This window comes from Microbacterium sp. SY138, assembly GCF_039729145.1.
Taxonomy (GTDB): domain Bacteria; phylum Actinomycetota; class Actinomycetes; order Actinomycetales; family Microbacteriaceae; genus Microbacterium; species Microbacterium maritypicum_A.
The window spans coordinates 251,491-266,247 of sequence record NZ_CP155793.1; the positions used below are offsets into that span (position 1 = coordinate 251,491).

The 14,757-nt window shown below is 69.8% G+C and carries 14 protein-coding genes; 7 read left to right on the forward strand and 7 right to left on the reverse strand.

Annotation, left to right across the window (positions count from 1 at the left end; genetic code table 11):
* Positions 1 to 116 precede the first annotated feature (116 nt).
* The 4 genes from ABDC25_RS01155 to ABDC25_RS01170 all read right to left on the reverse strand — a co-directional run bounded on the left by ABDC25_RS01155 (position 117) and on the right by ABDC25_RS01170 (position 3,189).
* On the reverse strand, positions 117 to 1,103 hold the full coding sequence (locus ABDC25_RS01155; RefSeq protein ID WP_021200226.1) for a zinc-binding alcohol dehydrogenase family protein: 987 nt from the start codon (positions 1,101 to 1,103) through the stop codon (positions 117 to 119).
* Positions 1,100 to 1,543: a MarR family winged helix-turn-helix transcriptional regulator gene (locus ABDC25_RS01160; RefSeq protein ID WP_029258875.1), complete on the reverse strand. Its 444-nt coding sequence runs from the start codon at positions 1,541 to 1,543 to the stop codon at positions 1,100 to 1,102. The genes ABDC25_RS01155 and ABDC25_RS01160 overlap by 4 nt, the downstream gene beginning before the upstream one ends.
* Before the next feature lie 144 nt (positions 1,544 to 1,687).
* Positions 1,688 to 2,530 carry an SDR family NAD(P)-dependent oxidoreductase gene (locus ABDC25_RS01165; protein WP_347124389.1) on the reverse strand — a complete coding sequence of 281 codons (843 nt, stop codon included), beginning with the start codon at positions 2,528 to 2,530 and terminating at the stop codon, positions 1,688 to 1,690.
* On the reverse strand, positions 2,527 to 3,189 hold the full coding sequence (locus ABDC25_RS01170; RefSeq protein ID WP_021200229.1) for a GntR family transcriptional regulator: 663 nt from the start codon (positions 3,187 to 3,189) through the stop codon (positions 2,527 to 2,529). The genes ABDC25_RS01165 and ABDC25_RS01170 overlap by 4 nt, the downstream gene beginning before the upstream one ends.
* Before the next feature lie 149 nt (positions 3,190 to 3,338).
* Here ABDC25_RS01170 and ABDC25_RS01175 point away from each other — a divergent pair, with 149 nt between their 5' ends.
* From ABDC25_RS01175 to ABDC25_RS01200, 6 genes are read left to right on the forward strand one after another with little or no spacing between them, the layout of a single operon-like run.
* Positions 3,339 to 4,703 carry an MFS transporter gene (locus ABDC25_RS01175; protein WP_347124392.1) on the forward strand — a complete coding sequence of 455 codons (1,365 nt, stop codon included), beginning with the start codon at positions 3,339 to 3,341 and terminating at the stop codon, positions 4,701 to 4,703.
* Entirely contained in the window at positions 4,703 to 6,886 is a 2,184-nt protein-coding gene (locus ABDC25_RS01180) for a peptidase C14 (RefSeq protein ID WP_347124394.1), read from the forward strand. Before ABDC25_RS01175 ends, ABDC25_RS01180 begins: the two co-directional genes overlap by 1 nt.
* A 34-nt stretch (positions 6,887 to 6,920) precedes the next feature.
* Positions 6,921 to 8,312, forward strand: a complete 1,392-nt coding sequence (locus ABDC25_RS01185) for a hypothetical protein (RefSeq protein WP_347124396.1) — start codon at positions 6,921 to 6,923, stop codon at positions 8,310 to 8,312.
* 50 nt (positions 8,313 to 8,362) lie between these two features.
* Positions 8,363 to 9,133 (forward strand): SDR family oxidoreductase, encoded by a 771-nt coding sequence (locus ABDC25_RS01190; RefSeq protein ID WP_347124398.1) that lies wholly within the window; start codon positions 8,363 to 8,365, stop codon positions 9,131 to 9,133.
* On the forward strand, positions 9,130 to 10,206 hold the full coding sequence (locus tag ABDC25_RS01195; protein WP_347124400.1) for an enolase C-terminal domain-like protein: 1,077 nt from the start codon (positions 9,130 to 9,132) through the stop codon (positions 10,204 to 10,206). Before ABDC25_RS01190 ends, ABDC25_RS01195 begins: the two co-directional genes overlap by 4 nt.
* A gap of 1 nt (position 10,207) precedes the next feature.
* The gene (locus ABDC25_RS01200; protein ID WP_347124402.1) at positions 10,208 to 11,059 is read left to right on the forward strand and encodes an SDR family oxidoreductase; all 852 of its coding nucleotides are present in this window, start codon (positions 10,208 to 10,210) and stop codon (positions 11,057 to 11,059) included.
* Between the two features lie 157 nt (positions 11,060 to 11,216).
* Here the strand turns inward: ABDC25_RS01200 and ABDC25_RS01205 are convergent, their stop codons facing one another.
* The gene (locus tag ABDC25_RS01205) at positions 11,217 to 12,047 is read right to left on the reverse strand and encodes a zinc-ribbon domain-containing protein (protein WP_347124404.1); all 831 of its coding nucleotides are present in this window, start codon (positions 12,045 to 12,047) and stop codon (positions 11,217 to 11,219) included.
* Between the two features lie 117 nt (positions 12,048 to 12,164).
* On the opposite strand from ABDC25_RS01205, the gene dinB reads away from it, so the two are divergent.
* The gene (gene dinB, locus ABDC25_RS01210) at positions 12,165 to 13,361 is read left to right on the forward strand and encodes a DNA polymerase IV (protein WP_347124406.1); all 1,197 of its coding nucleotides are present in this window, start codon (positions 12,165 to 12,167) and stop codon (positions 13,359 to 13,361) included.
* 98 nt (positions 13,362 to 13,459) lie between these two features.
* Here the strand turns inward: dinB and ABDC25_RS01215 are convergent, their stop codons facing one another.
* Together ABDC25_RS01215 and ABDC25_RS01220 are read right to left on the reverse strand one after the other, a co-directional pair.
* Positions 13,460 to 13,810, reverse strand: a complete 351-nt coding sequence (locus tag ABDC25_RS01215) for a nuclear transport factor 2 family protein (protein WP_347124408.1) — start codon at positions 13,808 to 13,810, stop codon at positions 13,460 to 13,462.
* Positions 13,803 to 14,549, reverse strand: coding sequence for an SDR family oxidoreductase (locus ABDC25_RS01220; RefSeq protein ID WP_021200239.1), 747 nt, complete (start codon positions 14,547 to 14,549; stop codon positions 13,803 to 13,805). Before ABDC25_RS01220 ends, ABDC25_RS01215 begins: the two co-directional genes overlap by 8 nt.
* Positions 14,550 to 14,757 lie beyond the last annotated feature (208 nt).

The window sequence follows — 14,757 nt, forward strand, 5'->3', positions numbered from 1 at the left end:
GAGTGCCGCGGATGCCGCCGAGCGCACGGGATGCTGCCGAGTGCACGGCTTCTCGACGTGAAGAAGCCGTGCGCTCGGTGAGCACCCGTGCACTCGGCGGGGCGTGGGGCGTGGGGTCAGAGGCCGGTGACGACGACCAGCTTGCCGACGGCGGTGCCCTGTTCCATCGCGGTGTGCGCCTCGGCGATCTGGTCGAAGGCATAGACGCGGTCGATCGGCACGGTGGCCTCGCCGGCCGCGACCGCATCGAGGAAGCCCTGGAGCACAGCCGGCGGCAGGTCGGCCGCGCCTCCGCCGTACGCGCTGAGGCGCACGCCGCGGGGGATGTACTCGATGGGGTAGAAGTCCTTCACGGTCCACTCGTTCGAGAGCATCCCGGTGAAGCAGACCACGCCGTGCACGCGCGTCGAGCGGAGGGTGTCCGGCAGGGTCGGCGTGCCGACCAGCTCGAGAGCCGTGTCGACGCCCTCGGGCAGGATCGCTCTGACCTGCGCCTGCACGTCGCCGTCGTCGATGAGCACGTGGTCGACGCCGATGCGGGTGAGCGCCTCGGCCTTGCGGGGGTTGCGTGTGGTCGAGAAGACCGTCATCCCGCGCTGCTTCGCGAGCACCGCGGTCGCCATCCCGATCGACGAGGTGCCGCCGCGGATCAGGATCGACTGGCCCGGCTGAGCGTCGAGCCCCACGGTGAGCGATCCGTACGAGGTCTGCAGCATCTCGGGCAGGGCGCCGAGGGTGCCCCAGTCGAGGTCGCTCTCGAAAGCGATCACCTGGGTCGCGGGAACGCAGGTGTACTCCGCGTATCCGCCGTCGTACGCGCGTCCCATCCCGCCCATCACCGCCACGACCTGCTGGCCGGGGGTGAATTCGCCCCCGGGCGCCTCGACGACGACTCCGGTCGCCTCGATGCCGAGCACGCGGGGAAAGGTGACGCCCTCCGCCAGGCCGAGTCGGGTGTGGAGTTCGGAGCGGTTCAAGCCGAACGCCTTCACCTGGATCAGCACCCAGCCCTCACTCGGTGTCGGGATCGGCAGCTCGCGGATGGTGAGGGCCTCAACGGGGCCGGGTGCGTCGAGCACGATCGCGCGCATCATCTCGGTCATGGGGTGACTCCTGTCGTCGGTATGGGCTTGCGCACCCGAAGGGTGGCGAGAGTGGTGGCGAAGTGCTGAAGGTCGTCGGCGGAGACGCTCTGGAACCACGGCTCCAGTTCTCTGCCGAAGGTCTGGGTCGCGATCGTCAACATGTCCTCGCCCGCCGGCGTGAGCGTGATGAACGAAGCCCGTCGGTCGTCGGGGTTCGGTGTGCGCTCGCAATAGCCCGCTGCTTCGATGCGAGCGACCAGCTTGCTGGTGCCGCCCTCGGTGATCGAGAGCTCGGTCGCGATGTCGGAGGCCCGGCAGTTCTCGATCCGGTCGATGGCCCGCATGGGCTCGAACCAGCTCAGCGGCAGGGAATGCTCGGCGCGGAGGCGTCGGTCGACCGCCTCCCAGATCTCCATCTCGAAGCGGATCACATCATCGAAGAGTCGATGCAGGTCCACGGCGCGTCCTTTCCACGAGCACTGACTTACTTTCCGTGGCAAGTATATGGGCGATTCGGTGGACCGGGCGCGAGAAGGGCGAATCTCACCGGCGGGGGAGGCGGCGGGAGAGGTGCCGGAGCGAGGCGGCGGGAGGAGGCGGGACTAGGTGGAGGGGATGCCGACGAGCTCGGCGCTGCGCTGCCAGAGCGCCTCGGCCAGGGCCGCGTCATCCACCTGCGGATTGACCTTCGCGGTCAGCTGACGCTCGTCGTAGTAGGCGCCGGAGAACCATGTCTCATCAGGGGTGCCCTCGATGAACCAGCGCAGGGTCGCGCCACCCTTGTCGGCGCCGACGAGCATGAGGCGCTTGAGCGGTGTGCGGTAGAGCAGGCGCATGATGCTCGACGAGTCCGAAGCGAAGTTCGTCTGCACGGTGCCGGGGTGGAACGCGACCGCACTCAGCCCGTCGGCGTGGAACTTCGTGTGCAGGCTCTTGGCGAACAGCACGTTGGCGAGCTTCGCATCGCCGTAGGCCTTGTTCGCGCTGAAGCGGCGGTGATTGTCGAGGTCGTCCACATCGAGGTGGCCGAACAGGCGGTGCGCGATGCTGGAGGTGTTGATGACTGCGCCCTCGGCCTTCAACAGCTGAGGCCGCAACAGGTTCGTGAGCAGGAACGGCGCCAGGTGGTTGACCTGCATGGTCTTCTCGAAGCCGTCGACCGTGGGGGTCTGATCGCCGAAGATGCCACCGGCGTTGTTCGCCAGCACGTGGATGCCGCCGTCGCCGACCCCCTCCACGATCTTCGTGGCGAGCGCCCGCACGTCGTCGAGGCGTGCGAAGTCGGCGGTGAACCACGCAGCGCCCGTCTCCGCGGCGACCGCACGGGTCTTCTCCTCCGAGCGTCCCACCAGGATGAGCCGATGCGGGGACGACGCGAGCTGGCGGGCGGCTGCCGCGCCGATCCCGTCGGAGGCTCCGGTGAGGACGATCGTGCGCGCGGTCACGGGGTGTCCGCGTCGGTCGACGGGGTGATGCGCTCGACCGCCCTGGTCACGTGCGCGGCGATCACGGCCTGCGCCTGCTCCGGGTCACCGCTCGCGATGGCATCGACGATCTGTTGGTGGCTGCGCACATGCTCTTCCTGCTCGGCAGGGTCGAGAGCGGCGTTGGCGGCATGCAGGAAACCGGTGATGCGTCCGCGCAGCTGGCCGCTCAACTCGTCGAGGAAGCGGTGCTCGGCGAGGTCGGCGAGCGTCTCGTGGAACAAGCGGTCCTGGCGCAGCACCTCGTCGATGTCGCCGGGTGCCGCATCCGCCATCGCCTGGATGATGGCACCGAGTCGGGCGGCGGATTCCTCGTTCCACCGCTCCTGCACGCGGATCGCCATGAACTGCTCGAGCACGATCCGCAGGCTCGAGATCTCCTGGAGGTCTTGTGCGCTCAGCTGGGCGACGCGGGCGCCGCGGCGGGGCTCCCGGGTGATGAGGCGCTCCTCGGCGAGACGGGTCAGTGCCTCGCGTACCGGGATGTGGCTGACGCCCAGCCGGTCGGCGAGCTTGCGTTCGACGAGGCGTTCACCGGGGGCGAGTTCTCCGGAATGGATGGCCGCACGCAGCTCGTCTGCGACCTGTTCGGCGATGTTCTGATCCGAGACGCTGCGCATTCGGTGCCCTTCTCGATCCGCGGTTCCGTCTCGTCGAGCGGGCGCGCATTCGTTCGCTCGATGCTATGGCATTTTCCGGATGAGTGGACACGGCGAGGGTTTTGCTAGATGCTATAGCAAGCCAGTCCATCGATGACGAAGGAGTTGTCATGTCCGGGAACGGAATCGCCCCCGATACGCGCACGTCAGAGGAGGTCGGGGCCTCCGCCATGAAGAAGGCGATCTGGCGCCTCGGCCCGTTCCTCGGGCTGCTCTATCTCGTCGCCTACATGGACCGCAACAACGCGGGCTTCGCCAAGCTGGAGATGACGGCGGCGCTGCAGATTACCGAAGCGGCCTTCGGATTCGCCGCCGGCATCTTCTTCATCGGGTACCTGCTGTTCGAAGTGCCCAGCAACCTGCTTCTCGAGCGCTTCGGTGCGCGCAAGTGGATCGCGCGCATCATGGTCTCCTGGGGCCTGGTCGCCGCCCTGACGGCCTTCGTGCAGGATGCGACCCAGTTCGCCATCGCACGCTTCGTGCTGGGCATCGCCGAAGCCGGCTTCTTCCCCGGCGTGCTCCTGTACCTCACGCTCTGGTTCCCGCGGCAGTACCGCACGCAGGTGCTCGCGGTGTTCGTCTTGTCGAACCCGATCGCGAACGCGGTCGCGGCACCGCTGTCGGGCTGGATGCTCGAACTGCACGGGATGTGGGGCCTCGACGGCTGGCAGCTGGTCTTCCTGCTGCAGGGCATCCCCGCGGTGATCCTCGCCTTCGTCGTCTTCTTCTGGCTGCCCGACCGCCCGCAGGACGCCCGCTGGCTCGACCCGACCGAACAGCGGTGGATCAACGACACCCTGGCCGCCGAGATCGCGGCCACCGAGCAGAAGCACGGGCGGCTGCGCCTGCGCGAGGTGTTCAGCAACGGGCGTCTGTGGACCCTGATCGTGCTCTTCTTCGGCGTCGTGTTCGGCGCGTACGGGCTGGGCATGTGGCTGCCGACGATCGTGAAGAGCATGGGCGACTTCTCCAACTCCACCACCGGATGGCTCGTCGCCCTGCCGAACCTGTGCGCCGCGCTCGTGATGCTCCCCTGGGAGCGCGCAGCCAGGAAGCAGGGCAACATCCCCCTGCAGATCGGCATCACGCTCACGATCACCGCGCTCTCGCTCATCGCGGCGGTCGCGGCCCAGGGCACGCCGATCCTCGCGCTCGCCGCCCTGTGCGTCGGCATGTCGGCCCTGTTCTCGACGACACCGCTGTTCTGGAGCCTGCCGCCCATGGTGCTCACGGGCACGGCGGCTGCTGCCGGGCTGGCCTTCATCAACTCGGTCGGCAACCTGGCCGGTTTCGCCGGTCCGTATGCGATCGGCTGGATCAGCGAGACCACCGGATCGGCGATCTGGGGTCTGCTCCTCATCGCCGGACTCACCCTGCTCGGCGCGAGCATCGCGTTCGTGCTGAGTCGACGGGCGGACTTCACGGTTCCGGCCGAGGTGCAGTTGAAAGCGGACGCCACGTCCGGGGTGCGGTGATGTCCCGCGCCGAACTGGATGCGAGTGTGCGATCGGCGGGTCGCCGCGCCGTCATGACCGGACTCGGTGCGGTCGCCCTCGGCGCTGCCGGCTCTCTCGCCGGTGCGACGGCCGCTCAGGCCGCTCCCGTCGCGGCCGGTGCGAAGGACATCCTCCGCGCGGAGACGGTCTCCGACCTGTCCCGGTTGCGGGCACGCGACGGCGAGGTGGCCATCGTCGCCGGTTACCGGACCCCCGGCGACGCCGGGCTGCTCGTCTACGTAGGCTGCGGCGGGGCCGACGTCGCGGCCAACGGCGGCACGGTGATCGCCGGAAAGCGCGGCACCACGTGGCTGCTGCAGCATGACGGCACGGTCGACTTCCGGGTCTTCGGCATCACCGGGCCCGAGACGGCGGCCGATGACGCGCTCGACGCCCTGGTGAACGACCTCCGCGTCCGGCGGATCGAGGCGAGCACCGATCTGCTCTTCCAGCGGCGGCACTGCTTCACCCGTTCCCATCTCGAGATCGACTTCGGCGGTCATGTCATCACCACGGAGGGCATCGAGGCGAACACCCACGACAACCCGTTCGGTGCGGTGATGTTCTTCACCGGGGTGTCCCGCGACGTCACCGTCGAGCACGCCCTGGCGGAAGCCTGGCCGGAGCTGACGGATGCGGTCGCCGTGCCCGATGCGTCGAAGTTCGCCGTCGACACCTGGTGGGCGGTGCAGTGCGATCCGGTCGCCGGCGGTGGAGCCGATGAGCGCGAGCTTCAGCGATTCGTCCAGGTGACGCAGCAGATCGACGGCACCCACATCCGGATCGACTACCTCAACGGCTGGCCGCTCGACAAGGGGCGAAAGCTCGTCTGGCGGCAGGTGGATCCGGTCGCGGGGGTGCGCATCTCGAACATGCGGTTCCTCGGGGCCGGGCCCTTCGACGGACCGACGGACGGCTCCTTCCCGGACTCTCGCGAGCTCACCGGATCGCACCCGATCGCCTTCGAGTACGCGATCCACTGCGATGTCGCCGACGTGCACGCCAGCCGCACCTGGTGGCCCGTCATCATGCGCAGATGGAACACCCACTTCACGACCGAACGCTGCTCGGTCGAGAACCCGCCCACGGTCTTCTACGGCGGTGCGGGCTATCTCACGCAGCAGATCTACAGCCTGTACGGTCGCGTGAGCGACTGCACGTCGTCGAACGCGCGGCACCTGAACGATCTGACGGCCAGCGCCTACTGCATCGTCGAGAACTGCCACGGAGACGGCGACGATCAGGGCGGGAACCCCTTCACCACGCACGGGCAGTACGAGCACGATCTCACCTTCATCGGCAACTCGGGGCTGATGGACATCGCCAACTCCGGGGCGCAATGGGGCACCGCCGCGAAGCGCATCACGGTGCGCGACCACGTCTGCTCGTGGTTCGTCGCCGGCACGAAGATCAGCGACCTGACGCTCGAGAACGTCCGGGTGATCGGACGATCGACGTTCGATCCGCAGGCGACCATGACGATCAATGCCGACGGGGCTCAGCTGCGCGGCTGCACCGCCGGGCTGCTGGCGATCGGCCAGCGATCGGCGCGATCATCGCGGCCGACGGTGATCGAGGACTGCACCTTCGCCCTCCCGAAGGATCAGGTGCTGATCCAGACGCCGGTCTCGGTGCCCGTCAGCTTCGTGCGATGCACGATCACCGGAATCGACGGGATGAAGGCACGAGGCGCCGGAGCCGTCGAGTTCGTCGACTGCCGGCTGAGCGGTCCGGCAACAGGTGCCCCGGCAGAGCTCGGTGCGTCGAGGGTGACCATCCGGGGCGGCACGGTGCGCGATGTGCAGCTCACCGTGACCGCGGTGCGGGACCAGGCCATCGCTGTCGAGGGGGTCGAGCTGTCGACCGAGCGCACCGACAGCGCTCTGCTGAGCAGGGCCGCCGGTGCCGGCGTCGTGACCTGGCGGGTGGGTGGCGTGACATCGACCGTGCCGAAGGGTGCTGCCCACCTCGACATCGGCGTGGGGGTCAACCACGCTCGCATCACCGGGAGTCAGTTCGTGGGAGGACGGATGCGGCTGGCCGAGGGCTTCGCCGCACCCTCCACGCTGCTCTACAGCGACGGCGTCGAGCGCGGCGTCGAGGTGACTCTTCCCGAGGCTGGAGCACGTGTGCTGATCGCCGACGTGCTGACGATCGCCTGAGCGGCGGCATCATGGAGAACATGGAGGACCAGGTTTGAACGACACGGCACCGGCCACACGCCTCGGCGCCCGCATCCGCATCCCCCGCACGCGGGCGCGCATCGGTATCGCCCGACGCGACATCACGCCGCCGGTCGGCATCCGTGCCAAGAACTGGGGACCCGCCGACTGGGAGCGATCCGAGGGGGCGCATCGTCCGTTCGAGCTGACCGCGCTCGCCGTGATCGCCGCCGACGACCGCCCGCGCGTGCTGCTCGCGGTGGACGGTACCTGGTGGCGTCGCGTCGCGGATGAGCAGGGTGTGCGCGGAACGATCCTCGACGCTCTCGGCCTCGACCCCGATCAGCTGATGCTCTCGCTCTCGCACACCCACGCGGGCGCCGTGCTCTGTGCCGCGGATGCGCATCTGCCGGGGGGAGAGCTGATCCCGGGGTATCTCGAGGCGCTCGCTGCCGCAGGGGTCGCCGCCGGGCGCGAGGCGCTCGACGGTGCGGTCCCCGGCCTGATCGAGTGGACGACCGGCACCTGCACCCTGGCCGCCGATCGGGAGCTCGACGTGGATGGGCGGGCGTTGGTGGGGTACAACCCCGCGGCCACGGCCGACGACACCGTCACGATCGGGCGCCTCAGTGTCGACGGTGCGGTGCGAGGCACGCTCGTGAACTACGCGTGCCACCCGACCACGCTCGCCTGGCAGAGCCGTGAGGTGTCGCCGGACTACGTCGGGGCGATGCGCGAGGTCATCGAGTCGGCCACGGGGGCGCCCTGCCTGTTCGTGCAGGGGGCATCGGGAGAGTTGGCTCCGCGCGAACAGTACACCGGCGACGTCGCGGTCGCCGATCGACACGGACGCTCGCTCGGGCACGCGGTGCTCGCGGCGTTGGACGCGCTTCCCGTTCCCGGAGAAGAGCTGACGCTCGACGGCATCGTCGAGTCCGGTGCACCGCTCGCGATCTGGACGGGCCGGACGGCGGACGGCGGGGAGGATGCGGCGGGTTCGGTCACGAGCGTCGAGCTTCCGCTGCGCGACCTGCCGACGCTCGACGCGCTCGCCGAGGAGTGGAAGGACATCGACCCGCGCTCGCGGGAGGAGCGTCTCGGTCGCGCGCGCAATCTGCGTGACGGATACATCGACGGTCCGACCGTGCAGCACCCTGTCTGGGCCTGGAGGCTCGGCGATGCCGTGATCGTGGGGCATCCGGGTGAGGCGTACTCGCGGCTGCAGACCACGCTGCGCGCGCGGTTCCCCGCGACGCCGATCGTGGTGATGAACCTCACGAACGGCCCGGGGTTCGTGTACCTGCCGACGCGCGATGCCTACGACCGCGGGGCGTATCAGGCGTGGCAGACGCCCCTGGCGCCGGGCGCGCTCGACCTGCTCGAGACGCATGCGGTGGCGGTCGTGGCGGAGCTACTCGACCACTGACGGCGCCCCCGATACACTTGCTATAGCAAAACTCGAACCTGAGGAGAGCAATGACCGCCCCCACCCCTGCCGGCTCCGTCGCCGTCGTCACCGGAGGATCCGCCGGGATCGGATGGGAGATCGGCCAGCGCCTCGCCGCAGACGGCTACCTCGTCGTCGCCGCCGACCGGGTGCCGGGCCTCACCGCCGACGACAACCCCGCCGGCATCCTGTGGCGCGAGCTCGATGTCACCGATCATGCCGGCGTCGACCGTGTGTTCGGAGAGATCGAAGCCGAGCTCGGGCCGATCGAGGTGCTCGTCAACAACGCCGGCATCCAGCGCCATCGCGGCATCGAAGACCTCAGTTGGGACGAATGGTCGGCCGTGGTCGACGTCAACCTGCACGGGGTGTTCTCGGCGCTGCAGGCGGCAGGGAAGCGGATGCTGGAGCGCGGCGATGGGCGCATCGTCAACATCTCCTCCATCTCGTCGCGCGGCTCGGCCGGTCGTGCGCCCTATGCCACGACCAAGGCCGCGGTGATCGGACTGACCTCGACCGCGGGTGCCGAGTGGGCGTCGCGCGGCGTGCGGGTCAACGCGGTCGCGCCCGGCTACGTCGACACCGGTGTCTTCCGTCAGGGCGTCGAGGCGGGCACCCTCAGCCTCGACACGATCCTGTCGCGCATCCCCGCGAAGCGCCTGGCCGAGGCGAGCGAGATCGCCGCGGCGGTCAGCTTCCTCGTCTCCGACCAGTCGCGCTACATGAACGGACAGACCCTCTACGTCGACGGCGGCTTCATGGTCGACTACGGCGTGCCGCTGGCGAAGAAGCCCGAATGAGCGCGATCGCCCGCATCGACACGGCCACGGCCGTGCTGCCGCTCCCGGCACCGTTGCACCTGGGGGCGATGACGGTGACCCGCCGCGAGTACAGCGCCGTGCAGGCGACGGCTGACGACGGCACGACCGGGGTGGCCTACTGCCTCTCGCGGGAGGCGCCGATGGCCGAGATCGTCGACCGCCTCGTCGCCGTGCACGCGATGGGTGCGGATGCCGACGACCCCGCGGCGACCTGGGAGCGGATGCTGCGCGGCAGCGCCATCGTCGGACGGGTGGGCCTGGTGCGGCGCGCGATCGGGCTCGTCGACATCGCGCTGTGGGACATCGCCGCGCGTCGTGCGGGCGTGCCGCTGTGGACGCTGCTCGGCACGGGTGACGCCCCGCGGGAGTCGATGCTCGTCGCCGCGTACCCGTCTGCCGAGCGGACTCCCCGCGAGGTGGCCGATGAGGTTCTCGCGCAGGCGGAGGGCTGGACGAACGTGAAGATCTCCCGCATTCCGGATCCGGCATATATGCGTGAACTGCTCGCCCTGCTGAACGCCGAGCTTCCCGATGCGACCGGTCTGGTCGTGGATGTCGGCCTCGGCTGGCCGGACGCCGACTCCGCGCTGGCCGAGATCGAGCAGTGGGGCGACCCGCAGCTCGCGTGGCTCGAAGACCCCCTGCTCCCCGAAGACGCCGAGGGGGTCGCGCGCATCCGCCGGGAGTCGGGACTCCCCGTGTCCGTGGGCGATGAGGTCACCGACCCCGCCGTGCTGAAGGCGCTGGTCGATGTCGGCGGTGTCGACGTGCTGCGACTCGACGTCGTCGCGATCGGCGGCGTCACCCCTGCCCGCGAGATAATCGCGTGGGCAGCCTCGCGCGGTGTGCCCGTGTCGGGGCATGTCTATCCTGAGGTCACCGCGCACCTGGGCATCGGTGTGGAGACGTTCGCCCGGGGAGTCAACCCGTACGATCCCGCGCCATCGTTCATCCTCGGCGGTCCGTCGTTCGACGGCAGGGTGCGGCCGACGGGCGCGGCGGGCCTCGGCTTCGTGCTCGACCCCACCGTCTTCCGATTCGAGAGGGACTGAGATGACAGACTCCCCGCGCAGTTCTGTGGACCGCAACTCTGTGGACCGCAATGCCGTGAACCTCAGCGCCGTGCAGCGCAGCGTGGTCGTGACCGGCAGCGGAAAGGGCATCGGTCGCGCCATCGCCGAACGTCTCACCGCCGACGGGTGGATCGTGGTCGGGCTCGAGCGCTCTCCGGGATCCGGCACGGTCGAAGACGGCATCGTGGCCGAGGTCGTGCTCGGCGACGCCGCCGATCGCGCGACGCATGAGCGCGCTGCCGCTGCCGCCCGCGCCCGAGCGCCCCTCGCCGGCTGGGTGAACAACGCCGGCATCACCAAGCGCACACCGCTGCACGAGCTCGATGAAGACACCGTGCGCGAGGTGCTCGACATCAACGGCTTCGGCTACATCTGGGGCTGCTCGACCGCGGTCTCGGCCTTCGTCGACCAGGGTGTACCGGGCGCGATCGTGAACATCGGCTCGATCCACGGCCGCGCGTCCTTCACAGACCACGCGGCCTACGAGTTCACCAAGGGCGGCATCGACGCCCTCACCCGCAGTGTGGCCGTGTCGTACGGGGCCCTCGGTATCCGCGCCAACACCGTCGCTCCTGGTGGCGTGCGCACCCCGCACCTCGAAGCCCAGATCGCGCGCGCGGCCGACCCCGAGGCCGAAGAGCGTGCGCTCGCGGAGGGGCCGCCGATGGGGCGCATCGCCCGCGCCGAAGAGGTGGCGTCCGTCACGGCGTTCCTGCTGTCGGATGAGGCTCCGTACCTGTCGGGTCAGTCCATCGCGGTCGACGGGGCGTGGACGGCATCCTTCGGGGATATCGCGCTCGACCCGGGGTTGCGGGAGCGCTTCGACGCCTGAGGCACCTCGATAGGTGCAGGGGCACGCGAGCAGGCATCTCCGGCGCTCGGCACGGGCGGAGAACTCTGCCTCGGGCGGAAGATCCGCGCAGGATTCTCCTCCCGACACCGGGTCTTCCTCCCGTCGGGGTGTGCCCCCGACGCGACCGTGGCGCTCGTCACCGCAGGTACGCGTCCACGAACAGCGCCCCGCGGATGGCCCGCAGCTCGTCGATGATCCGGGCGATGCTCTTCGCGCTCACCGACGACAGCGCCAGGTCGTGCGGACCGAGGGGTTCGAGCTTCCCGGTGCGGATGCGGATGACCTCCCAGCCCGCGGCACGGAGGGCGCGGTCTTTGCGCAGATCGGCATCTTGCCGCTTGCCGACGTGCTCGAGTCCGTGGCGACCGACGGTGTCGTATTCGAGTGCGACCCGCAGCTCCGGAAACACGATGTCGGGCCAGACCTCGGTGTGGCGGAAGAACGGGCGCGACACTTTCACGGCGTTCACGGACGGGTCGAAGGCGATTGCCGCCCCGAGCTCCGTTCGCAGGCGGCCCTCGGTCGCGGATGCGGGCTTCGGGGCGCACTCGCTGACGAACGCGGAGCCTGCGGGAAGGTCGGGCGTCTTCGTGCAGAGCGCGGGGGCTGGGCGACGGGGTTTACGGGGGAGGGCGCGGGCTTCGCCGAGCACGACCGGCTGCGGACGGGCGAGCGCAGAGCACTCGGGGCACCATGCGGAGCGGCGCCGCACCTGTCCAGGACGCTCGCGCTGCTCGGTCGGAGTCGCCGCGAACCGGTGCCCGACCGCGCACTCCCAGCACAGGAGCACGTCGGCCGCGAGCGGGATCTGCGACAGCACGATGCCGTGGTTCAGCTCGGGGTGGTACTGCCGGATCAGCTCCGGATATGCCGCCCACCCGGCACGGTAGGTGCCCACCTCATACGGGACAGCGCGACCGCGGGAGAACTGCCGTCGCGCCCACCACTGCTTCACCGGTTCCGGCACGCGCCGACGATATCCGTGAGCACCGACACCGCGACATCCCGGGCGAGAGGTCGAAGTCGCCACCCATCCCGATGTCCCCGGTCCGTGCGACGATCCGCACGTCGACAGGAGAACGGGATGCGTGGGGAAGCGACGGTGCTGCACGCCGACCTCGATGCGTTCTACGCGTCGGTCGAGCAGCGTGATGCACCGGAGTTGCGCGGGCGACCCGTCATCGTGGGCGGCGGGGTCGTCTTGGCCGCGAGCTACGAGGCGAAGGCCCGCGGCGTCCGCACCGCGATGGGCGGCCGGCAGGCGCGGGAGCTCTGCCCCGATGCCGTGGTCGTCCCGCCGCGCATGGAGGCGTACTCGGCCGCCAGCAAGAACGTGTTCGCGATCTTCCGCGACACCACCCCGCTCGTGGAGGGGCTGTCGATCGACGAGGCGTTCCTCGAAGTCGGGGGTCTGAGGCGGATCGCCGGCAGCCCCGAGCAGATCGCGGCACGGCTGCGCGAACGCGTGCGTGCCGAGGCGGGACTCGCGATCTCGGTCGGGGTCGCGCGCACCAAGTTCCTCGCCAAGGTCGCCAGTGCCGTGAGCAAGCCCGACGGGCTGCTGGTCGTCGAGCCCGAACGCGAGGAGGAGTTCCTGCTTCCCCTCCCGGTCGAGCGCCTGTGGGGTGTGGGGGCGGTCACGGCCGAGAAGCTGCACCGCTACGGTATCCGCACGGTCGGAGAGCTGGCCGAGCTCGAGGCCGCGACAGCCGAGCGTATGCTGGGCAAGGCGACGGGGGCGCACGTGCACGCGCTCGCTCGTCTACGGGATCCGCGGCCGGTCGACACCACCCGCCGCCGCGGGTCGATCGGCTCGCAGCGTGCTCTCGGCAACCGCCCTCGCTCGCCCGAGGAACTCGACCTCATTCTCACCCAGATCGTCGACCGGCTCGGTCGCCGACTCCGCGATGGCGACCGTGTCTGCCGCACCGTCGTGCTGCGTCTGCGCTTCGGCGACTTCTCGAAGGCCACCCGCTCCCGCTCACTCCGCGCTCCTACCGACCGCACCGCCGTCCTGCTCACCCTCGCACGCACGCTGCTCGCCGCGGCGCAGAGCGAAATCACCGACCGCGGCACCACCTTGATCGGCATCTCGCTGTCGCAGCTCGACCGCGCCGATCGCGTGCAGCCCGAACTGCCGATCGACTGGGGCGATGAAGCCCGCCTCGACACCGTGCTCGACACCCTGCGCGACCGCTACGGTTCGACTTCGGTGTCGCGGGCGGCTCAGCTGGGTCGTGATCCGGGCTGGTCGTCCCCGATCCTGCCCGAGCACGAGTGAGCCGCACCGCGTGGGGAGGACAACTCCCTGTCGGGAGGACTCCTGAGCAGGAAAGCTCCTCCCCACAGGGAGTGCTCCTCCCGGGAGGCTGCCGCGCCTCAGGCCTTGAGCATCGACGCGCGAGCGATCAGCCCGTCGACGATGTCGAACGTCGCGATGGTCTCGGTCGCGACGCCCGCGTTGATGACCTGCTCCTGTGCGACGACCCACCGCGTGCCGAACAGCACGCTGGTCTCGATGACGCACGACAGCTCGGGGTTCTGCAGCCGAGGCTCGTAGAACGCGCGGATGGCGGCCGATCCGACCACGGGTTCGGGCGCGACCCCGGTGATCACGGCATCCGCGGCATAGGTCGCGACGAACGCGTCGAGGTCGTGTGCGTTGAACGCGTCGAGTTGTGCCTGGACGGTGTCGAGTGCGGTGCGGTCGAGTGCGGTGCGGTCAGTCAATGCGAACTCCTCCGTTGACGTCGTAGGTGGCGCCGGTGATGAACCGGGCGCGCTCCGACGCGAGTGATGCGATGATCCAGGCGACGTCTTCCGGCTGTCCGAACGCGCCGAGCGGGATGCCGGCTTCGAGCTTCTCGCGCCCCGCGCCCTGCAGCTGGTCGGTGATCGCGCTCGCGACCGGTCCGGGGGTGACGGCGTTGACGCGGATGCCCTCGGACGCGAGGTGCCGCGCGAAGCTGCGGGTGATCGCGAGGATCGCGCCTTTGCTCGCGGCGTAGTGGATGCCGGTCTGCAGCGCGCCGACCTGGCCGGCGATCGAGGCGATGTTGATCACCGAGCGGTCGCCCTCGGCGGCCCGGAGCAGCGGGAGAGCGCCGCGAGTCAGGAAGAAGGTACCGCGAGCGTTGGTCTCGAGGACCATGTCCCACTCATCGAACTCGATGTCGTCGTACGGGGTGTACGGGCAGACGCCGCCATTGTTGACGAGCACGTGGAGCGATCCCCACGCGTCCGTGATCTCACCGACCAGCGCGTCGATCGACTCGCGCTCGCGCAGGTCGAGGCGCGACACGTGCACCTCGGGCGCCCCAGCCGCACGGCATTCGTCGGCGACGCGGAGGGCCTCCGCCTCGCGTCCGGCATACGTGATCCAGAGAGCGGCACCCTCGCGGGCGAGTTCGAGGGCGGCGGCCGTCCCGATACCGGAACTGGCCCCCGTGATCAGTGCGCGACGAGTCATGGGGTCGATGCTATAGCAAATCTTGCGCCTGTCGAGCAGGCGTGCCCAGAGCGCCGAGGCGAAAACGGAGACCACTCGCGTCGCCTGCGGCGTGTTGTAGCGAGGCGCGCCCGAGCCGGAGCAGTTCGTCTGGGTTTTCGCACGCGCCCCCGCGCCCCGCGCCCCGAGCCCCGCGCCCCGCGCCTGGAGGGGTGCAGCCGCTTGCTAG